This window comes from Streptomyces sp. NPDC031670 (assembly GCF_055580545.1).
Genome location: NZ_JBVILC010000013.1, coordinates 134380 through 155439, shown reverse-complemented (window position 1 = coordinate 155439; position 21060 = coordinate 134380). Strand labels below are relative to the sequence as shown.

At 68.5% G+C, this 21060-nt stretch carries 16 protein-coding genes and 1 pseudogene; 7 read left to right on the top strand and 10 right to left on the bottom strand.

The window, feature by feature from the left end:
- Window positions 1-94: 94 nt before the first annotated feature.
- On the bottom strand, window positions 95-895 hold the full coding sequence (locus ACZ5ID_RS24045; RefSeq protein WP_468901482.1) for a maleylpyruvate isomerase family mycothiol-dependent enzyme: 801 nt from the start codon (window positions 893-895) through the stop codon (window positions 95-97).
- A gap of 184 nt (window positions 896-1079) precedes the next feature.
- Window positions 1080-1868 carry an amidohydrolase family protein gene (locus ACZ5ID_RS24040; RefSeq protein WP_468901479.1) on the bottom strand — a complete coding sequence of 263 codons (789 nt, stop codon included), beginning with the start codon at window positions 1866-1868 and terminating at the stop codon, window positions 1080-1082.
- A gap of 100 nt (window positions 1869-1968) precedes the next feature.
- On the opposite strand from ACZ5ID_RS24040, the gene ACZ5ID_RS24035 reads away from it, so the two are divergent.
- From ACZ5ID_RS24035 to ACZ5ID_RS24020, 4 genes are all read left to right on the top strand, one after another.
- Complete coding sequence (locus tag ACZ5ID_RS24035) at window positions 1969-2445, top strand: MerR family transcriptional regulator (RefSeq protein ID WP_468901476.1); 477 nt, start codon at window positions 1969-1971, stop codon at window positions 2443-2445.
- A 178-nt stretch (window positions 2446-2623) separates the two neighbouring features.
- Window positions 2624-3547, top strand: a complete 924-nt coding sequence (locus ACZ5ID_RS24030) for a UbiA family prenyltransferase (protein WP_468901474.1) — start codon at window positions 2624-2626, stop codon at window positions 3545-3547.
- Window positions 3548-3598: 51 nt separating this feature from the next.
- The gene (locus tag ACZ5ID_RS24025) at window positions 3599-4624 is read left to right on the top strand and encodes a spirocyclase AveC family protein (protein WP_468901471.1); all 1026 of its coding nucleotides are present in this window, start codon (window positions 3599-3601) and stop codon (window positions 4622-4624) included.
- A complete protein-coding gene (locus ACZ5ID_RS24020) occupies window positions 4621-6000 on the top strand; it encodes an FAD-dependent oxidoreductase (protein ID WP_468901468.1) in 1380 nt (459 codons plus the stop codon). The genes ACZ5ID_RS24025 and ACZ5ID_RS24020 overlap by 4 nt, the downstream gene beginning before the upstream one ends.
- A gap of 29 nt (window positions 6001-6029) precedes the next feature.
- Here ACZ5ID_RS24020 and ACZ5ID_RS24015 read toward each other — a convergent pair whose 3' ends face one another.
- Complete coding sequence (locus ACZ5ID_RS24015; protein ID WP_468901466.1) at window positions 6030-6677, bottom strand: alpha/beta fold hydrolase; 648 nt, start codon at window positions 6675-6677, stop codon at window positions 6030-6032.
- A 324-nt stretch (window positions 6678-7001) separates the two neighbouring features.
- On the bottom strand, window positions 7002-9236 hold the full coding sequence (locus tag ACZ5ID_RS24010) for a sigma-70 family RNA polymerase sigma factor (protein ID WP_468901463.1): 2235 nt from the start codon (window positions 9234-9236) through the stop codon (window positions 7002-7004).
- 183 nt (window positions 9237-9419) lie between these two features.
- Here ACZ5ID_RS24010 and ACZ5ID_RS24005 point away from each other — a divergent pair, with 183 nt between their 5' ends.
- Window positions 9420-12128, top strand: a complete 2709-nt coding sequence (locus ACZ5ID_RS24005; protein WP_468901460.1) for a pectinesterase family protein — start codon at window positions 9420-9422, stop codon at window positions 12126-12128.
- Between the two features lie 1005 nt (window positions 12129-13133).
- Here the strand turns inward: ACZ5ID_RS24005 and ACZ5ID_RS24000 are convergent.
- Window positions 13134-13892 carry a metallophosphoesterase family protein gene (locus ACZ5ID_RS24000; RefSeq protein ID WP_468901458.1) on the bottom strand — a complete coding sequence of 253 codons (759 nt, stop codon included), beginning with the start codon at window positions 13890-13892 and terminating at the stop codon, window positions 13134-13136.
- 352 nt (window positions 13893-14244) lie between these two features.
- On the opposite strand from ACZ5ID_RS24000, the gene ACZ5ID_RS23995 reads away from it, so the two are divergent.
- Window positions 14245-14535: a hypothetical protein gene (locus ACZ5ID_RS23995; protein WP_468901455.1), complete on the top strand. Its 291-nt coding sequence runs from the start codon at window positions 14245-14247 to the stop codon at window positions 14533-14535.
- 333 nt (window positions 14536-14868) lie between these two features.
- Here the strand turns inward: ACZ5ID_RS23995 and ACZ5ID_RS23990 are convergent, their stop codons facing one another.
- The 4 genes from ACZ5ID_RS23990 to ACZ5ID_RS23975 all read right to left on the bottom strand — a co-directional run bounded on the left by ACZ5ID_RS23990 (window position 14869) and on the right by ACZ5ID_RS23975 (window position 19386).
- On the bottom strand, window positions 14869-16077 hold the full coding sequence (locus ACZ5ID_RS23990) for an HTTM domain-containing protein (protein WP_468901452.1): 1209 nt from the start codon (window positions 16075-16077) through the stop codon (window positions 14869-14871).
- On the bottom strand, window positions 16067-16783 hold the full coding sequence (locus ACZ5ID_RS23985) for a DUF5819 family protein (RefSeq protein ID WP_468901449.1): 717 nt from the start codon (window positions 16781-16783) through the stop codon (window positions 16067-16069). The genes ACZ5ID_RS23990 and ACZ5ID_RS23985 overlap by 11 nt, the downstream gene beginning before the upstream one ends.
- A 142-nt stretch (window positions 16784-16925) precedes the next feature.
- On the bottom strand, window positions 16926-18275 hold the full coding sequence (locus tag ACZ5ID_RS23980; protein ID WP_468901446.1) for an ice-binding family protein: 1350 nt from the start codon (window positions 18273-18275) through the stop codon (window positions 16926-16928).
- An 859-nt stretch (window positions 18276-19134) separates the two neighbouring features.
- On the bottom strand, window positions 19135-19386 hold the full coding sequence (locus ACZ5ID_RS23975; RefSeq protein ID WP_468901443.1) for a hypothetical protein: 252 nt from the start codon (window positions 19384-19386) through the stop codon (window positions 19135-19137).
- 156 nt (window positions 19387-19542) lie between these two features.
- Between ACZ5ID_RS23975 and ACZ5ID_RS23970 the strand changes: the two are divergent.
- A pseudogene (locus tag ACZ5ID_RS23970) lies at window positions 19543-20029 on the top strand (DUF5994 family protein).
- 369 nt (window positions 20030-20398) lie between these two features.
- Here ACZ5ID_RS23970 and ACZ5ID_RS23965 read toward each other — a convergent pair.
- Complete coding sequence (locus ACZ5ID_RS23965) at window positions 20399-20791, bottom strand: VOC family protein (RefSeq protein ID WP_468901440.1); 393 nt, start codon at window positions 20789-20791, stop codon at window positions 20399-20401.
- Window positions 20792-21060: the final 269 nt, after the last annotated feature.

Genomic DNA, 21060 nt, shown 5'->3' with positions numbered 1-21060 from the left:
AGTGAGGCCGACCAACCGCCGACCGGCTCGCTCTCCGTGTCCAGCGAGCCGGCAGTTCTGCGTCGAGGCCGCGGCCACCCGCCCCCGCTACGTCCTACTTCTCCTCCGGCTCCCAGGCGCGGAGCAGGTCGAGCAGCCCTGCGTCTCCGTCAACACGCAGGGACTCGGCCTGGATACGGTCGTACAGGTAGAGGACCAGCTCACTGGCCGTGCCGTGGATGGCGGCGCCGGCTGCGTCCGAGGCTCCGCCGGTCCGGGCGCCGGGCGCGGGGAGGCGGGTGGTGCGTGCGCCGTCGCCGTCGACCGTGAGGCGCCAGGAGGGGCCCTCGGCGGTGTGGAAGTCGAAGGCTGTGGGCTTGTGCGGCCAGGCACTCGGCGTTGCGCAGACGGTGAACAGGAACTCCTCGACACCGTCGAGCGCCAACTCGACCGGCAGCGGCTGCGGGGCGCCACCGGTGAGCTGGGTGTCGTACGTGTGCACCGCGGTCTCCTGGGCCCGGTGCCGGGCGACACCGCCGGAGGTCTGCGGTGACTGCGACGCAGGCCACCATGTCCAGCAACCGCCCTCCGGCCCTGCCTCGCGCAGGGCGCTCAGCAGAAGCTGTGTCGACGCGGCCAGCCAGGCGAGCAGGGCCTCACGCTCCCGCGGTACCTCCAGAGCGGCGCGCGCGGCGGCGGCCTCGGCCGGGGGAGCGTCGGCAGGCCCCGCGCCGACGATGGCGGCCCAGAAACGGTCTCCCCCACCCAGGTGCTTCACCAGATCGAACAGCGTCCACTCGGGGCAGGTCGGCACCGGTGCGTCGAGACTGGGCGCGGCGGCGACCGCGGCGCGGAAGGCGGTCGACCGTTCATCGATCAGTCGCAGCAGGTCAGGGAACTCAAGATTCTTTTCCACGCTGGATGTCTATCATCGTGCCTCGGTGCTCGAACAGCGATTTTCACACTCGCCGCCGGTTGGCCGTTCCCACGGTCAGTTCGCTCGAAGACCGGCACCCCCAAGACCTCCCTGCACCGCTACTACCTCCAGGCACAGGAACGGTGCTGAAAACCGGGGGCCTGAAACCTTGGAGGGTGGCGGTTCAGAGGATGCCCAGAAGCTCTCCCAGGGTTCCCCCGAGTACCCGGTCACGTACTTCACCAGGAGGGGTGACCCGTTCGACGGCGGTGCGGGCGAGCACGGGATCGCCATAGGGGGCGTCCGAGCCGAACAGTGTGCGTTCGGGGATCTCACGGATCGCCAGCTGAACCGCGAAGATGATGTTGGCTGTGGACAGCTCCAGGTACATGCTCGGTGTGTCCCGTACCAGTTCGATGGCCTCCATCCAATTCATGCCACCGAGTTGGCTGACCACCAGGGGAACCGCCGGGTAGCGCGCGGCGAGGCGAGACAGGGTGCGCAGGTCCTGCGCAGTGGTGGGGGCGAAACCATGGACGACGACAGGCAGCCCGCCATGGTCATGCGCCGCGGCGAGCACGGGCTCGATCCGGGCGGCCTCCCCCGCGGGGGGCGTCAGTTCCCCGATACCGTGCAGTCCGCGCCCGACCACCTCGCGGTCGATCAGGGCCGCGATGTCCTCCTCGGGCAGGTCGAGCGGCACGGAGCCGAACCCGATGAACCGGTCCGGGTGCGTGGCCAAGGTGTCGTGCAGCTCAGCCCAGGCGGTGCGGTAGCCGTCGACGCTGTTCTCACGGCCGGCCAGGGCATTGTCGAGGACGCTCATCTCACGACGCAGGGACGCAACATCAGTGGCCCGTTCCGGATGCGGTCGGGTTCCGAAGAGCACCGTGCGGTCCACTCCCGCATCGTCCAGGGCGGAGAGGTGGCGTTCGACCGGGTCGTGGACATGGCTGTGGGCATCGATGATCACGGTTCCTCCGGGGGAGAGCGGACCGCCGGAATGTGGCGGGGGGACCCACTGTTGCTCCTTGACACGGTTGGAAGGTCAAGCTGAGGGGGGAAGACGAACAGTGCTCATCGGAGAACTGGCCAAGCGGACCGGGACCAGCGAACGCCTTCTGCGCTACTACGAGCGGGTGGGGCTGCTCCGGCCCGAACGCCGGCCCAACGGGTACCGGACCTATGACGAGACGGCCCACGAGGTGGTCCTGCGGATCCGGGCCCTGCTCGCGGCGGGACTGCCGACCCGAGTCATCCGGCAGGTCCTTCCCTGCACCAACGCCGAGGCCGCCGTACTGCCATGTCCCGGCGTCCTGGACGCACTCCGCGCCCAGCTGCGTGCCCTTGATCAGCGGTCGGCCGAGATCGACGCGGCCAGGGATGTCCTGCAGCAGACCATCACTACCGCCGAGACTCTCAACGCACCTCCCTCACCTCGAGCCCCGGCAACGGACGTAGCGCGAGCGGGCATTGGCACCGGCTCAGAGATCCACTGCCGACGTGTGCAGGCGACTCCGGGCATTCGTGCAGACGACTCCAGTACCTGACAACGGATCAAGCACCGCCCATTAGCGACCTTCCGGTACCGGCGGTGCGCCGACTCGGACCGGGTCCCGGTACATGAAGCGCTCTGACGCTGGGGATGGATCCTGTGCCCGTTTCTGTCCTGGGCCGTCGGCGTCGGCCGCCCGGCCAGTGAAGGAGAGCGCGCTTCGGGAGGGGTTCGTGATCAAGGACGGGTTGACCGGAGTCGGACCACGGCGCCACCGCACCGCTTGGCTGATGTGCCGGCGCTGGTGGTACGTCATCAGGACCGAGGCGGTGCTGAGCTGGCGGTTCAACGTGGTGGACTTGCCGGCCGCGGTGGTGCCGGGGGTGCTTTTCACGGTCGCGGCGTGGCGGAGTCTGCGTCTGCCGGCATCGGATCTGGCGTGGCTGCTGGTCAAGAGCCTGGTCTATTTCTGGCTGTTCCTGTCCGTGCACACCCTGTCGAACCAGCTGATCGGAGTGGAGGAGGACCGCGCGAACAAGCCGTATCGTCCTCTTCCCCGCGGGCTGGTCACGGTGCGGGGGACGGCGCACCGCCTCGTGGTGATGGTCGTGTTGTTCCTGTTGGCTGGGCAGTTGTGGGGGGTGCTGCCCTGGACGGTCTTGTGGGTGTTGCTGGTGGGGGTGCGTACGTACGAGAACTTGATGCGCTGGTGGTTCGTGAAGAACCCCGCGATCGTCGGGGGTGCCTTCGCACTGCTGGGAGCGGCCTGGCAACTCGTCGGCCCGCTCACGGCCACGGCTTGGTACTGGGTGGTCGCCGGCTCCGCGTACTGGCTGGTCGGGTTCGTGGAGGATCTGCGGGACGTCCCCGGCGACATGACAGTGGGCCGCCGGACGCTGCCGATGGTCGTAGGCGCGCCCGTGGTGCGGACGGTTGTGAGTTTGGTGCTCGTCCTCGTGCCATGCGCGGCGCTGTGGGTTCTGGCACCAGGGTTGACCGTCCCCGTGATCGTCTGGCTCGCCTCACTGGCCCTCGGGTGCCTGCTGGTTGCGGCTCGCCTGTGGGTGCTGCGCAGCCCGCGCCAGGACGCGGTGACGTATCAGCTGTACTGCTGTGCGTGGTGCTGGCTGCTGTGCGGACCGGCGTTCTCGGCATGAGGACACGGGATGCCGCGGGGCGACCGTCGGACTTACCGAATGGAGTCTTCCGTGACGACCCCCGGCGCCACCTCCCCTCCCACTGCGCCCCTCGGGCCGCGCTCCCTGCTGTCGCGGGCCGTCGTGCGGTGGGCTCTGCTCGGCGTGGCCTTCGTGATCCTGCAGTTGTACGTATACGCGGCCTGGCTGCTGCGGGGGGACCCCGCGCCCGTGGGCACCGGGGCCGACCCGGTACCTGGTGGGGTGCGGGTGTGGGCGTGGCTGTTCCAGGTCCTGGTGCCCTGCGCGTTCGCCCTGTGCCTGGTGCAGGTGGCACGTGACTGCCGCGCCCGGCGGCGGCTGTCGTTCGACGCACTGCTGCTGGGCGGATGGTTCCTGGTCTACTGGCAGGACCACATGCCGGTGCTGTGGCGGGCGGACTTCTTCTACAGCTCCTATCTCGTCAACCTGAGCTCCTGGGCACCGCAGGTACCGGGCTGGGTGAGCCGGGGCGAGGACCGCACACCCGCACCGCTGCTGTTGACCTCCACACTCTTCCCGCTCCTGGGCCTGTGCACCGCCGGGGTGATCTGCGCGGTCCTGCACCGGTGCGGGCGTCTGCCGGGCCTGAGCTCGCCCCCCGCACTGATCGCGGTGGCCCTCGTGACGGGCATGGTCCTGGACCTCGCGTGCGAGTCGGCGTTGCTCCTGACCGGACTGATCTCCTACCCAGGCACGGTGGGCGCCCTCACCCTGTGGCCCGGCCGGCCGTACCAGTTCCCGCTGTACGAAGCCGTACTGCTGGGCTCGGTGTGGGGTGTGGCGGGCTCACTTCGGTTCTTCCGCGACACCGAGGGCCGGTCCGTGATCGAGCGTGACGCGACGGGCCTGCCGCCACGGGCGGCCGACAGCCTGCGGCTTCTGGCGGTGGCGGGTGTGCTGAACTTCCTGTTCCTGGCCTACGCCCTGCTCTTCAACACGATTTCCCTGCACGGTGATCCCGTGGACCAGGACCGGCCCAGCCACCTCTCGAGCGCCGCCTGCCCCGCGCCGGGCCGGCTGCCCTGCACGCCGTCGGCGGAAGGAGCGGACTGGTGACCGGCAAACCGGCCGCAGGGCTGGGTCACGCCGTGATCTGCGGCGGCGGATTTGCCGGACTGGTCACGGCACACGTACTCGCCGACTTCTTCGACCGCGTCACCATCATCGAACGCGACCGTCTCGCCGACGGCCACGTCGTACGCCCTGGGATCCCGCAGGCCCATCACGTGCACGGCATGATGGCGCGCGGCGCCCAGATCCTTGAGGAACTCTTTCCGGGGTTGCGGGACGAATTGCAGCAGGCTGGAGCCCCCGTCTTCGACCTCGGTGCGGCCTTCCCCGTGCTGACACCCGCCGGATGGACCCCACGGAACAACACCGGCGTCCAGGCACAGTCCTTCAGCCGCACCACGCTGGAAGACCGGATCCGAGCACGGGTCCTGGCCCATCCGCACATCACCCTCCTCGACGGCCATGTCGTATGCGGTCTGTCCGCCACACCCGCGCGCGCCGCGGTGAACGGCGTCCTGGTGCGTCCCGCTGCGCCCTCGCCCGCCGCAACAAACGAGCCGACAACGATCCTGGCAGACCTGGTGATCGACGCGCAGGGCCGCTCGTCCCAGCTGCCCCGCTGGCTCGCTGAAACGGGATGGACGAAACCCGCGACCTCCGTTGTCGACGCCCGCTACGCCTACGCCTCGCGTCTCTACGCCCAGCCGGCCTCACCTCCGCCGCAGTGGGTGTGCACCCTGCAGATGACCTACGCACCCGACGCGCCGCACGGGGGCGCGGTCGCAGCAGTCGACGGCCGACGCTGGATCGTCTCCCTCATGGGCGCCGCTGGTGCTCTCCCGCCCAGCGCGCCGCATGAGTTCGAAACGTTCGCGGCCGAACTGGACAACCCCCATATCGCCGACGCGATACGCCTGGGTGAACCTCTCGCGCCCGTACGGCGGTTCACCAACCTGGCGAACCGCTGGCACCGCTACGACCAACGGAGAACCCGTCACGCCGAACGCCTGATCGTCCTCGGGGACGCACTGTGCACGTTCAACCCCGTCTACGGACAGGGCATGACCGTCGCAGCCATCCAGGCCACCGTCCTCAGGGACCTGCTGCGCACCCGGCGCGCCAACGGATGCCTGGACGGCGTCGCACGCGACTTCCAACGGCGTGCCGCCCGCATCGTCCGACTGCCCTGGCTGATCGCCACCAGCAGCGACCTGGGCTGGCAGAACACCACCCCCGGCCCCTTCACCCGGGCCGTGCGCTGGTACCTCGCCCGAGTGCTGGCGCACATTCCCCGAAACCCCGACCTCTACCGGCGCTTCGTCCTCGTCCAGCACATGCTCAAGGGCCCCGCCATCCTGCTCACCCCCCGCGTGCTGACCACTGTGCTGCGCTCACCCACCACCCCCCGAAGGAGCCCGTGACCCCACCCGCCCCCAACCGGTCCTGATCGTTACGCGACCGCGTTCAACAGATCGGCCACCCACTCCGGCCGCTCCAGCGCGATGAAGTGACCCGCCCCGGGTACCTGCGTGTAGTCGGCGGCGGGCAGGGGTTTCTTGTCGGCTTCCCGGTCCGACGGCCGGGACCAGTCCTTCTCCCCGTAGACGAGGTGGACGGAGGCCCTGACGTCCCGGTAGCGCGCGCGTGCGGCGATGAGGCCGGGGAGGTTCTGATATACGGCCCGAGCGACGACCGGGTAGCCGGGACGGCCGCCGACCTGGAGGAGCTCGTCCACGTAGTCCTCCCGGAGCGCCTTCTTGTCGCCCAGCCCGCCCCGCAGGATCCTGCGCAGGGCGGCCTTGGGCTCTACAGCGGCGACCACCGGGCCCACGCCTGGGGCGAGCACCGCACTGACGACCATTCGGGCGAGGAGGCCGGACGGGGCGATGCCGCCGCGGTGATCCGCGATCAACGGCACAACGGAGCGGAAGTGCTCGGCTCGCGTGCGCACGGTGTGCAGGAGGACCAAGGGGGCACCACTACCGGCTCTGAGACAGCGCAGTGTCCCCTGATCGCTGTGGCGTCCTGAGCGGGGCGCGAGGGTGTGACTGGTGGCCCCCGGGATGCGGATCGTGGGGCGTGCCTCCTGGCTGGGCATGTCGTGGACTCCTTCACGCACGCTCGGCCGAGGAGGCGTCGGCGGCCACGCTCACCTACCGAGACGGCATCTGCATCGGCATCGACACGCTGTGCAAGGCGGCGGGCGTGTCCAGGCGCTCCATGCACCAGTTTTTCGAGAGCAAGGACGAGCTGTGGGGACGGCGGAGGCCGGCCGAAGTGGTCGCGGCAGGCCCGGCATCAGGGTTGCGCCTGCCGACAGTCGGGCTGGAGTCCGATGGCGATCAGGGTGTTGATCAAGCCGCCCGCTACGTGGGCCCGGCATCCTCGGCCAACGTGGCCCGCGGTCGTCGAACCATGGTGGTCAGGGCGTCAACGTGGCGCCGATCGCAGGGTTCTTGGTGTTGCTGAGGAAGGGTGTGGAAGGCAGTTTTCCGTCGGGGCCGCGGTGGGCGGTTGTCGAGGTGGGGTCGGTGAGGCGCAGTACCCGCGTCGTCCAGCCCAACTGGTCCCAGGAGTTACCCGTGTGCTGCGCCTGGTCGCCCAGCCAGGAGTCGGAGTGGTTCGCCAGGGCGAGATTGCGCTGAAGGGTTGCGGCGGACGACAGGAACGCGAAGCCCGCCTGCCCATTGTGGAAGGCCGTATCGTTGGTCAGCCGGGGGGCTCCCGCGTTGCCCACCTCGGTGAACCCGAAGCCGGCGTTGTCCCAGGCGGCGCTGTCCGAGGCAGTGTCGGAGGCCGTGAGACCCGAATCGCCGCCGAGCTTGAAGCCGCTGCCTCCGCTGGAGAAGGTGGCGGTGCCCCAGCGATTGACGCCGTTGCCGAACGACCAGGTGTGCTCGACGGTCACAGCGCCGCTGAATCCGCTGAGGTCCACTCCGTCGCCCGAGTTGTCGTACATCCGGCATCCCTGGATACGGTTGCCCTCTCCGGGGCCGTCCCTGAACACCAGGCCATCGACGTACCCGCCGGTGGGACCGGATTCGTGATTGTCGAAGAAGTCGCTGTTGAGCACCAGGTTGTCGCGTGTGCCCGCGCCGCGCAACAGAAGTCCTGTCTGGCCGTTGCCGTGAACGCTGAGCCGTGCGAAGACGTCGTTGTGGCAGGAGGCGCAGACGTACGGGGCGTTGGGGGCGTTGACGATCTCAAGCCCCTGCACGGTGACGTACCCACCGCTCTGGACGATGAACCAGGCACTGGCCGGGAGCCGGGACCCGTCGAGCACGGGATGCTCATCCCGGTAATTGCTCACCGTGATCCGGCGGTTGGCGGTACCGGAGGCCTTGAGCGCGATCGTGGCCTCGGGGTGATACGTGCCTCCCCGGACGGCGACTGCCTGGCCCGGCTTGGCCTTCGCGGCGGCCCGGGTCACGGTCGCGAAGGGCCGGGCCAGGGTGCCCGGATTCGCGTCGTCCCCGCCCGGGGCGACGAAGTAGTCAGCGGTCGCGACGCCGGCGTAGGAGCGGGGCGCGGTCGACGGGGTGGGAGACGGCGTCCGTGTGGCCGTGTCCGAGACCGCTGAGGTCTGGCCGGGTGGCTGCGGGACGCTCACGATCGGGGCCGGGCTCCGCGTCGCCGGATTGGCCTGCGGGTGTGGCAGGGGCGCCAGATGGATCGCGACGCCGAGAACAGCAGCGAGGGTCGCGGTGCCGCCGACGATCACGGCGGACTTCGCCGTGACCCGTCCCAGACCATGTCGGGGGATGCTCAGCAGCGAGGCCACCGGCCCGGTGGCCACCCCCTGCTGAGCGACGAGGTTCGGGATCCGCGCCGCCAGCACGGCCGGAACCGCCAAGGCGCCGATCCGGATCGGCAGGTCGTCGATCGAACGCCGGGCCCCGGCCGCTGCCTCGCATCGCGGACATGCGGCCATGTGCCGGCTGAGCTTGGTGAGCTGCCGTTGTCCGGCCGCCGCCGGGCCAGCTGCGAGAGATTCGAGTTCGGAGCACCGCGGCCGGGCCCGCCAGGCGGCAAGCACGCAGATGGCGACTCTGAGCTTGGCCTTCATCCGCTGAATCCGCACCGCGGTGTGCGGGACGCTCAGGTGCAGTGCGTCGGCGACCTCGCTGCGGGTCAGTTGCCCGGCGGTCTCCTGCCACCACAGGGCCAGCGTCCGGCGCTGGTCATCGCTGAGCCACCGGCTGGCTTCGAGCAGATCACTGCCAGCCTGGGACAACGCCTGCCGGTCGACGATGAGTTCGGCCAGGTCGCGGGCGGGATCGAGGACGTGGGCCTCCTCGACCAGAGGCTGCTGACGCGCCACCGTGGCCTTGCTGCGCCGTCCGTGATCACGTATCTGCCGGATCGTTATGGCCACGATCCACGACCGGAACCGCTCGGGTTCCCGGAGTTGAGGCAGTGCCCGCATCGCGGACAGCATGGTCTCCTGGACGACATCGTCGACGTCCGCGTGCCCGTGGAGAGCCCGCCCGACGATGTTGTGGACCAGGGGCAGATACTCGCTGAACAGGGCAGCCCGCGCCCGCGCGTCTCCGGACCGGGCAGCGTTGACCAGGGCGGTCCCGGACAGACCGGTCGCCGGCTCAGTCGCGGTATCGGTCGCCGTACCAGCCGTGGGCCCTACCGAAGCGTTACGCAATGCACCCTCACAGAATGTGATCCCTCAGCGGAGGCGCTCATGATGGCACGGCCTGGCAGAGAGACCGACCAGAGGGACCATGTCGGGTCGGGGCGGGCAGGTCACGCGAAATTCGTGGCCTGAACGCGTTATGGGTTGCTGAAGTGGTCCGTCTCCGTAGTAGTAAACGGAGAAAGGACTGGCATGAACCACAGTCGGCACAAGCGGGGCAGACGAACCCGGTGGCCCATCGCGGCGGTGGGTGGAGTCGCCGCTCTCGTCCTCGCGGGAGTGGGTTTCGCCGCGGCGACCACCGTCGGCGCGGGATCAGGTGACTCGGCGAGCGGTGTGAAGGCCGGCACCTACACCCTCACGGTCGCCAAGAGCGGGCTGTGCATGGATCTCGTCGGCGGCAGTGCCTCCAGCGGCGGGCTCGTCCAGCAGTGGGGTTGCGGCCAGGGGCAGAGCAACCAGCGGTGGACCCTGGTCGATCGGGGATCGGGCAGGTTCACCATCACGTCGGCCGTCAGCAAGATGTGCCTCGACGTCCCGGGCGCCTCCACCGCCAGTGGGACCCGGTTGCAGCAGTGGGGCTGCGGGACCGATCAGGCCAACCAGTTGTGGACGCTGAAGACGGCGCGGGAGGGCACCTTCCAGATCGTCAATGTCAACAGCGGTCTGTGCGTCAGCGACGCGAAGGCGAGCACCGCGCCCGGCGCGGCCGTCACCCAGGAGACCTGCACCGCCAACAGCAACAAGCGCTGGAAACTGACCCCGGTCGCCGGCGGTCCGGCCGCGACGCCGTCGGCCACCACATCCGCCCCGGCCACGCCCTCCGGCACGACGATCACGGTGGCCGCCGACGGTTCCGGTGACGTGAAAACGGTGCAGGAGGCGATCGACAAGGTTCCGGCGAACAACACCAGGCCGGTGACCGTCGCCATCAAGAAGGGCACCTACCGGGGCGTCGTCACCATCCCGGGCACCAAGCCCTACGTGACACTGAAGGGCCTGGGGTCCGCCGCCTCCGACGTCGTGATCGTCGAGAACCACGGGGCGAGCGTCAGGAAGCCGGACGGGACGACCTACGGGACCTTCGGGAGCGCGACCGTACGCGTCGACGGCCACGACTTCTCGGCCTCGAATCTGACCCTGTCCAACGACTACGACAACACCGTCACCACGAGCCAGGCGCTGGCGCTGAGCCTGTCCGCGGACCGCGCCGTCCTCACCAACGTGCGGCTCCTCGGCCACCAGGACACCCTCCTGGTCAACGAATCGGCGCGCGCCTACGTCCGTAAGTCCTATGTGGAAGGCACCGTCGACTTCATCTACGGCGGCGGTATCGCGGTCTTCGACCATTCCGAGATCCACCAGTTGGGCAACGGCGGTGTCATCACCGCGGCCAGCACCCCGCCCGCACGCACCTACGGGTTCCTCTTCTACAAGTCGAACATCACCGGAGAGGCGACCGGGAGGAAGGGCAGTCTCGGTCGTCCGTGGCGGCAGGACGCGCAGGTGCTCTACCGCGAGTCCACCCTCGGGTCATCGGTCGACACCGCCCAGCCCTGGACCGACATGTCCGCCTCCCTGTGGACCAAAGCCCGGTTCAGCGAATACAAGAACACCGGGCCCGGAGCGACGGTCAACTCCCGTCGGCCGCAGCTGAGCGACGCCCAGGCAGCGGCCTACACCCCGGCGAAGTACCTGGCCGGCTCGGACGGCTGGAACCCGGCGACCACCACGGCGACGAGCCCCGCAACCGGCACGGTCTGCAAGCCCACCGGCTACGGGGCGAAGGGTGACGGCAGGACGAAGGACACCGCGGCCCTGCAGAAGGCGATCAACGCCTGCGCGGGCAGGGGCACGGTCGAACTGGCCCGTGGCACATACCTCTCGGGCGCACTGACCCTGCCGGGCGATCTCACCTTCACCATCGATTCCGGAGCGACCCTGCTCGCCTCCCAGGACCCGCAGGACTACCCCCTGGCAGGAACCAGGAGGTCTCCGCTGCTGGGAGCGTCTGGCGTAAGGAACCTCACCATCAGCGGTGCGGGCACGATCGAGGGTCAGGGCGCCCCGTGGTGGGCCAAGACCTGGGCGGCGATCAAGGCGGGCCAGACCCAGCCGTCGCGGCCCAGCCTGATTCTCGCGACCGACACCTCGAACGTGAAGATCATTGGGATCACGCTGAAGAACGCCCCGAACGTGAATATCTCACTCACGAAGGTGACGAAGGCCGACGTCGACCGGATCACGATCTCGGCGCCGTCGGACGCGCCGAACACCGACGGAATCGATGTGTGGTCGTCGTCAGCCGTCGCGGTGACCAACAGCACGATCGACACCGGGGACGACAACATCGCCATCGCCTCCTCGTCGCAGGGCCCGTCCCACGACATCTCGCTGAGCAACTGCGTGATCCTGCACGGCCATGGACTGTCCATCGGCAGCTACACGGGCGGCGGCGTCTACGACATCAACATCCACGACAACACCCTGACCGGCACCACCGCCGGGGTCCGGCTCAAGACCGCGCGGGGCCGTGGAGGCGACGTCCACGACATCACGTACAAGAACCTCACGATGACCGGCGTACGGACCCCGATCATGATCACGGGGTACTACCCGCAGGTTCCCGCGGACGGTGACGTCACTCAGGCGATCACCAGCACCACGCCGCACTACCACGGCATCATCATCGCCAACGTCACCGCGACCGGCGCCGAGACGGCCGGCCAGATCATTGGCGTGCCGGAACAGCCGATCACCGGCCTGACGCTGTCCTCGGTGTCGATCAGCTCGAAGACCGGGCTGACGGTGCGCAACGCGACGGTGACCAAGGCCTCCACCATGGTCAAGCCGGCCTCGGGCCCGGCGTTCATCGCGCAGAGCAAGGCCACCGTCAAGTAACGGAGGTAATTCCCCCCTCCGGTCGAGGGCCGGGCCGACAGGACACTGTCGGCAAACGGGCCGGCCTGTCCGGCCGGCACCAACGCCTGCCTTCACCCCGCACGCCGCCCTAGCGGGGGGGGGGGGGGGGGGGGGCGAGGTGCCCGGCAGTCCGCCAGTACGACCGGGGCGCGGAACAGCCGCCCACGCAAAACGCTCGGCTGGGAAACCCCAGCCGAGCGGCTCGCTAAGCTCCTGGCAACAGCCAACTCATCACTTGTGTCGCAACGACCCTGGAATCCGCCCTTGCCAGCGGGGCTTCGCGTTACAGAAGCTCCCGGTGTGGGACCGGAGGCGGTTATTGGGCTGCGCTCAGGAACGACTCAACTGATTTGTAGACCAGCCAAGGTGGGAGTGTATGCCCGTCGGGCAGCGAATCGCTTCCTGCACGGCCACCGGTCTTGTGGGATCCGCCGTCGGCCGGGTGGGCGGTGGCTTACGTTCCGGTGTCTGAATGGGGCGCGGCCCCGAAGCGTTGCCCGCCCACTTGTGGTAGGGCGCTGCTGACCATCCGTCTACGGCGTCCGACGTGCCTCCGCCGGGGCAGCCGCGAAGCTTGGACGTTACCGTCCGGGAACGGGACGTTCGTGCGGAGCCCGACCGGTCGAGTTGTCGTGAAACTGCCGCGGCGCACATCCGTGACGGGGGAGCCGTGCGATGGCTTCATGCCGCCGCGTCGGTCATGCTCTTCGGCCCGGTCGGCCGCGGCACGATGTACATCGTCCACGCCCTCGCTCACCTCGTCGTCTGCCAGGGCGGGCCAAGTCCGCGTCGCCAGGACCAGCCGCATTCGCGCGGAACTGGCCGGCGGCCACCCGGATCGCACCAGGGAGAAACATCTGGGAACTGGTACGGCCCGACGCGCTCATCCTCGACGACCTCGCCGCAGCAGGTTGCCGCCGCTCGTCACCGGACCTTCGCGGGGAGCAGGGGTCCGTTGACGGGACGGCCTCGACCTGCGCGCGATCACGCCCCGGCAGGCCTCGTTGGCCGACCGAAGACCTCGAACGCCTGCTCCTCCGTACACCGCGCGTTGAGACATTCGTCGGCCCATTCCGCCGCTTGCTCGAACGACGAGTTCGCGGTGATGCGTGCCATGGCGGAGGGAATGTCGAGAAGGGTGCGGCGCAGCTGGACGCCTGGACCGAGCAGGGCCCAGTGGGCGCCGGGCCTGCCGAACGGCATACCGATGCTGCCGGGGTTCACGACGAGACGGCCGGCCGCCAGGCGAGTGAAGGGCATGTGGGTGTGGCCACAGACGACAGTGGTGATCTCCGGATCGACATCGGCGAACACCTGCGCCCACTGCTCGACGGGAGTGTCGACCAGGAGCACCTCCTCGTCGTCGCTGGGGCTGGCATGGCAGAACAGCACCGCACCGAGCCCCTCGACCGTGAGGGTGAGTGAGGTCGGCAGCGCTTCGAGGAAGTCGACCTGGTCCTCGCGCAGGCCGTCGGCGGCCGAGGGGCCGATGGGATCGGGAATGGAGTCCCGTAGCCCGCGCCGGTACTCGACCAGTTCGCGGTCGGCGTTACCCCGGACCCACACCGCCCGGTCACCGAGGGCCGCCAGCGCGTCCAGGACCGCGCTGGGTTGGGGTCCGCAGGCGATGTCACCCGTGAGGACGATCAGGTCCGCGTCGGCGACATCGGGTTCCGCAAGGACCGCCTCCACCGCTGGCAGCACACCGTGGATGTCGGACAGGACTGCTACACGCTTCACCATGGTCTCAAGCCTCCCAGACACGCGTTCACTTGGTGATCCAGCACGGTTTGAATCCGTCAGGGGTCCGGTGCGGTCGAGGAGGAGCATGTTGGAGTCGGTCATCGAGGTCCTCACGGACGCCGACGACACCGTGACGGAGGCGATCGTCACGGCGTCGTTGCAGTTCTCGAGGCAGGGCAGGCGGTCGCCGGGCCGGGCGAGCACTTGGCACTCCAGCACCCAGGGCTCGCCCGGGGGTGTCAGTGGCCGCTGGACGAGGCCGTCATCCGGGCCCAGGTGGAGGGGACGGTACCTGTGCCCACCGCACCCACTGACCACCTGACGGGATTCACCGTCATCTGTGCGGGCGCCGGTGTTCTCCAGGTTGACTCCGGTCCGGGAGACAAAGCCGGGCGATGACTCCGCCGCCGCCAGCTCCCTCGCCGAGGTCTGTGCCGAGAATCCCGGGGCCTTCCTCGGCACAGGCGAGGCCCGCGAAGAGGGGGCGCTGGGCCCCGCAGACCTCGCTACCGTGGAGCGGGCGTTGGCCGACCTCGGGTACGTGAGCGTCCCCGAGGAACTGCTGGAGAGCGACTACGAGGGTCCCGGCGCGCCGGAGCACTTTGCAGCACGGTACCAGCGTCAGCCGCTGCTGTTGAAATAGTAGGAGGCGAACTTCAGGGTCGGCGGGGCCCTCCGCGTCGGCCGCCAAGATGAACTTGTCGCCCGAGCAGCCGCGCTTGGTGAAGAACTGGAGCGTCTTGTCAGTTTGTTGATCGGTGAAAACGCGAACGGAGTCGTCCCGTTCGCCACTTCTGGGACACGAGCGGGGGCGGGGGCGCTCGCACCCCGCCCCCTCTCGTGCCCGGGCTCTACTGAGGTCCGCACGGTACTTTGTCGGTCGGCTTGGTCGTCTTTGTTTCTGGCAGCGGAACCACCGCAGACTTCGGCGCAGGTTACGGCTGTCCGTTCGGACATCCACGAGTTCGCGCGGCTTCTACTGCGCCACCGTCGGGCCGGACGGTGGCGGACCGGCGTGACCGCTCGCAGGGCGGGACACCGGCCTGTGCTCCTCCCGGCCGTCCGGATGGCCGCCCTGCTGGGGGACGGATCCACGCCCTGTTCCCTGCCCGGGTGCCATGTTGCGTCGACCCGTACTGCGCCGGAGGAGATGAGGCAGGAACGTGTAGAAGCGATCGGGGAGGAACACTGCGTCCGCAACGATCATCGTGCCCGAGAAGAGCGGCAGTCCGAGAACCACGGCGATGGCGACGTGCATGCCCAGCAGCACGGCCAGGACCGGGTACTTGAGCCGGCCGAAGAGCACGAACGGAAAGGCGACCTGGGTGAGAACGGTCAGGTAACCGACGACCGCCATCGCAAGTGGATACTGGTCCATGGCGTGGGAGAGGGCGGGCCACGGCTGGAAGAGCTCCAGGTTCAGCACAGAGTGCAGGGCGGTGCCGTCGCCCCAGAGTGAGCCCTGGACCTTGTACAGACCGGCCGATCCGTACAGGAAGCAGACCTGCACCGCGATCACGAGGACGCCGCAGTTGTGCACCACGGTGACCAACGTCCGGCGTGCCGCACACAGATCCTCCGCCACAGGGCTCCGCGTCCGCGCAACGACCGTACGCGCCGCCTTGATCCGCTCTCGGCGTGCGTCCAGCGACCAGCGCCGGCCGCACGCGGTGAGCGTGAGGTAGAGGGCCATCAGGAGCAGGAGATTGTCGCCCCCGTCCGTCATGAAGATCGCCCTTGCATGGAAGGAGACCACCACGGCGGCGAACAGCATGGACGTGGCCCGGGTCCGCCAGCCCAGCATGAAGAGCGCGGAGGTCAAGAGGGCCAGCACATAGCAGAGCTCGAAGTAGGCGCGGCGGTCCGACAGGAGCAGGAAGCTCCACCAGCCTGTCTGGTCGAAGAGCTGGGCCGCCAGTGAGGGTGTCCACGGGGAGCCGGGACCCCAGATTTCGTACCGGTGGGGGAACTCCCGCAGGAGGAAGACCAGGTAGAGCAGCCCGTAGCCGATCCGCAGAACCGACGTGGCGTACAGGGACACCGGTCGGCCGGTGAGAAGGTCCCAGACGCCTTCGGTCCGTGCGAGGAGCAGACGGTGGACTGTGGCGGGGGCCCATGCCCCGCCCACGGACCCGCCCGGTACGGCCGTTGTGGCCGGGAGTTCGCGGACCTTCTCACTTCCCATCAGAGGTCACCTTCCACCACGGCAGGAGCCGGTTCTCCACCGGCGTGGGGGGCCGCCGCCCGGCCGTCGTGCCGGGCGCGGCGACGGGCACAGTGACGACCCGGAGCTGGATGAACTCGAATGTGCCTCCGCGGTGGCCGGCGACGCGGTCCGCGGCGATGTTGCTCAGGTACTTCTGCATCATCACGGCTCGCGGAGAGCGTGCCGTGTCGTCGGCCCCGTGTGTGTCGACGTAGGAGGTCCAGGCACGGCGCAGGAGGTTCTGAGCGGTGTGGCTGGGAAACGGGTCGTGTTCGACGGCGGCACGGTCCAGGGCGGTCAGGTCGATCCAGGGGCTGACCCGCGTCGATCCGTCCGGCGCGCTGTGTGCGGTCCTCGCCCACACCCTGCGGTTGGCGGAGTCGGGATTGGGGGCGAAAAGTCGCCAGTTCTGTTCGAAAAGGGGGTACACCCACGCATCGACCTGCCGGCTGTACCGCTGTGAGACGGGGTTGGCAGGCGCCACGTGGAGAAAGACGGCACCGAGATGAACCACGGTTGTCACCACGCACATGAGGACCGCAGTGCGCAGCCCTGCTCTCAGAGCGCTGGCACCCCGGAACCGCTTGGGGGGCGGGTCGGCGTCCTTTCGCCGTTCCCCCGGCAGCGAGCCGCCGTCGGTCCGTCGGTGCTCCCTGACGAGTGCTGAATCACTTCCGCTCGACACCGCCCACCTTGCTTTCTCATGTTCGCTGCCCGGCCTCAAAGGCTTTCCGTGGATTTCCGTGGACCGGCATCGGCGGCGTGCGGCGGAATCGAGGGATTCCGCCGCACGCAGTCATCCGCTGTACGGACTCGCAGTCTGCCGACTAGCCTTCGTGGTCTTCCTGACCCTCGGACTTCGGCGCGTTGCCGTAGCCGTAGTTGCCGTAGCCATAGCCATAACCGTGGTTGTGGTCGGGCCGATCACCATGACCGTGGTCCGGCTTGTCCGGCGCGCCCTGATGATCCTCGCCCGGCTTGCCGTGGTGGTCATACCCGCCACTGTGGTCCGGTCGGCCGTGATCCCCCGGCTTGTGATGGTGTTCACCGGGTTGGTCACCGCCGTGCTGACCAGCGGTGTTTCCGGCCGTGTTGCCCGATGTGTTGCCTGATGTGATTCCTGTGGTGGCGTTGTTGCCCGCGGTGTTGCCCGAGGTGTTCCCGGCGGTCGCACCGCCCGTCACGTTGATGATCGGCCCACCCAGGAGACCGCCGTTGACCAAGCCACCGCTGACCAAGCCTCCGCCGACCAGCCCGACGCTGGTACCGGTCGTGGTACCGGGCGTCGGTCCGTTCGGGGTGCCGGCCGTCGTTCCGGTCGTGGTGGTACCGGTCGTGGTACCGGTCGTGGTGGTGCCTGTCGTGGTGGTACCTGTCGTGGTACCGGACGTTGTTCCGCTGGTGGTACCAGTCGTCGTGCCACCGGTCGTTCCGGTCGAGCAGGGGTTGAGGAAGATCCGGTTGGTGTCGAGCGTCACGGCGCCATTGCGAGCCAGCGCCCGGCCCTCGATGTTGGTCCCCGTGGTCACATGGATGTCCGTCAGAGCCATGATGGTGCCCACGAAGGTGGAGTTCGTCCCGAGGGTGGCCGAACTCCCGACCTGCCAGTACACGTTGCACGGCGAGGCGCCGTTCGTCAGGAGCACGCGGCTGGAGGATGCCGTCGTCAGGGCCTCTGGAATCTGGAACACCCAGACGGAGTTCGGGTTTCCTCCGGCGTCCAGGATCAGATCGCCGGTGAGACCGACACCCGAGGATGCGGTGTAGACGCCCGGAAGCAGCGTGGTGGCGTTGCCGATGCCCGCGGCGAGTGCGAAGTCCGTGGCCTGGCCCGCGGCATTGTTGTATGCCGTGACCAGGTCGGACTTGGCCTGAAGCGCCACGGCGTCGGCGGCGTGCACTGCGCCGAGCACCTCACCGGGCGGGAAACCGGTGATGGCGGGGTTCGGGTGCGTCCCGAGGTCGTGACTGATTACCGTGGGGCCGGTGTTGGTGACTCCCGCGCCCGCCAGAACGGAGAAACTCGTCGCCGTGGCCAGCGGTACCGGCGTGGCGATGGCGACTGCCTGGACGGGCGACAGGACGACCATCGCGGTGGCGACCGCGGCGGCGAGGGTCGAAGCCAGCAAGCCCGGTAGGGTGCGCCGGCGAGCCATCTCAGGGATTTTCAGCTTCATCAAGAGGCCATTTCCTGTGGGGGCCGTGGCGTGCCGGGCTGTAACCGAAAGCCCGGAGAGCCTTGATCTGCTTAGGCATATTACGGAGGAATATGCGCAAGTTCACGGAAAACGTAGGGAATTTTTGGTTTGAGGGTGTTTATCCCTCGAATGCGGGATAATTATTGAGGAATCCATATTTCCGATTATCTGGTGTGTTCACGCGGATGCGCGGATACGCTCTTGGGAGCTGTGTGGGTGGTGATCTTGCCGACGTGGACAGCATTTGCCGAGCGTCGAGCTGCCGTGGTTTCGGGTGCTCTCGAAAGGTCGAGGTGCGGGTCGACTCCCGGAATGACGCCACCGGACGTGCGCGTGAGCAGGTATTTCACCGACAGCAAAACCGCCAGGAAACCAGGCCCCGGAATCGCCGGCGCAGCTGGTGCGGCGGGGCACGACTTATCGTGGGAAGGGGCGCGTTCGGCGGCAGTATCGTTTCTCGCAGGTAGCGGACACACAATGAAGTAGTCCGACGCCCCTCGCGCTCCGGGGTTTTTCGGACGCGTTTCACCGGGCCGCGAAACCCTGAGGGTCCTCCTGCGGCTGGATACGACTCAAACCAGGGAAGACCGTCTCGCCGATGCGTGATGGCCGCGTTCCCGCCGCTTCGGCGCCGAGTTGTCCGACGTCGTCAACGTGCTGACCAGGCACCTCGGCCACCATCACGCGTCGCATCGGTCTGTACGCCGCCGCCTGGGATTTTTTCGGGCGGCTAGGGGCGACCACGTCAACCAGGCGAATCAGACGGGCATCGGCACCGGACGCCTGCCGGTGTGCGAAATGCCCTCGGTGCTTACGGACCGTGCTTCCGGAAATCCCCTCACTTGCGGCGACGGTCCGTGCCCGAGGGGCGGCTGGTCTCCAGCCAGGACCGCGCCGGTTCTGCCGCGCTGGTGGTGTCCACGGTGAGCTCGAGGCGGGTCCCTCCCTCGGTGTCCGCTGGATAGCTCCGCTGTTCTGTGGTGGCGAAGCAGTGACGGAGAACCTCCGCGACGCGACGGGCGACCTCGGGGGAGGCGGAGACGATACGTACGTCGGCGTGTCCGTCGGGGGGCGTTTCCTTGGGCTGCATGACGACCTCGTTGTTCCCGCCTGGGCATGGATCCGTGGACTGGATCTTTCACCCTACTCCGACCCGTGTGACCAGCGAGCTTTCCGACTGCTGCATGCCGCGCAGTACCGTGAGACGAGGAAGTGACTCCGTATTCCCCGCAGACAGGCGAGTGTCATGTCCGACTCCGGTTCGCCGCGTGTCACCAGGCTCCTGCCGGACGCCGTCCACCAGGCGGTCAAGCCGGGGACGGCTGTCGTACGGCTACAGACCAGGCATGACCGCGGGGGCGTTCTCGACGGGGCGTGGTGTGCCGTGCTCCCGTGATATCGCGGCCGAGCTTCCCGCCCTGGTCTCCGCACTGACCGAGTACCTCGGGCCGATCACGCGCGTCGGCCTGGACGCCGGAGCCTGGGACGCGCTGCCAACGCGACTGCTCGTGGACGACCGCGTCGTCCGCATCGACTCCTTCCCGGTCGGCGACGACACCGTCCTCGTCACCAGGGGCGATCAGGACCACTTCTCCCTCCTCGTCATCCCGCCGCACACGACGCCCGAGGCGGCACGTGCCTCGATGGCCGAAGCCGTCCGCGCCGACAACATCACGCAAGCCCAACAGATCCTCATCAACACCGGCACCGACCCGGCAGCGCCGAAGACGTGACGTCGGCCGGCCGAGGCGGCCGTCGTGCCACTCCGGTGCGGGCACCGGGAGGACCGGTTGCGGTCGGCCCAGGGCAGGGGCCCCAGGGGGCGGACCACCCGGGCCAGCGATCAATCCCACCCACGGCCGGTCGTCCCCGCGCAAGGTGCCCGTCGCCGGGCATGTGGTGAACGCGGGCTGGTTCTTGCTGGAGCTCGGCGCCACAGCAGCCCAGACCGTCGTCCGCCTCGCGCCGATCGTGCACGCAGCCGCCGACGCCCGCCCCGGCCTGTGTACCGCCGCCCCTCCCCATATCCCACAGACGAGCCCCAGCACGCGACGAGCGGGCCGCACCGCATAACCCGGTGCCGACCCCCAGTTCATGCGACGTCAGCAGTCGCGGACAGGTTCAAGGAACTCCAGCCGGTTGCCCAGCTTGTCGAACGCATAGAAGCGGTCGTGGCCAGGAAAGTCGTCATCCCAGGTGATGCCTATTCCTTTGTCTTCCAACCGCTTGGCGAGCGCCCGCAGCGAGGTCACAAGGATGCCCGGATGCGCCTTCCTGTTCGGGCGGAAGTCCTCTTCGACCCCCAAGTGGACCTCCAGACCGCCACCTCGGAACCAGCACCCACCACGATCCGCCAGTACCGGCGGCTTCTCCATCTCTGCCATACCGAGAACGTCTCCCCAGAACTCGCGGCAGAGTTTTTCAGCGCCTGGAGGGATCGCCAGCTGCACGTGATGCAGGCCGTCCAAGGCGTATCCGAGCGTTCCCTGAGCCATATCCGCTCCTTCGCTAAAGAACCTCGACGTCAAGATAATGAGAGGTGAACACTCCTGACAAGAATGCGAACTCGAGGGACGGCGCGGCAAGTTGAGAAGTTCCGCACCGAGGTGGCCTGGTGGGACGTGCCCGAGCGGTACAGCCCGTGGGCCGCTGGAGCCCTGGACCAGTGAGGGCATCTCCTTTGGCCTGCGCTCGGGGCGACTGGCGGGGAAGCGGGCGCTTCGGAGCGCCCGGGCTCAGGGGACGATCGGTGGCGCCGGGAGAC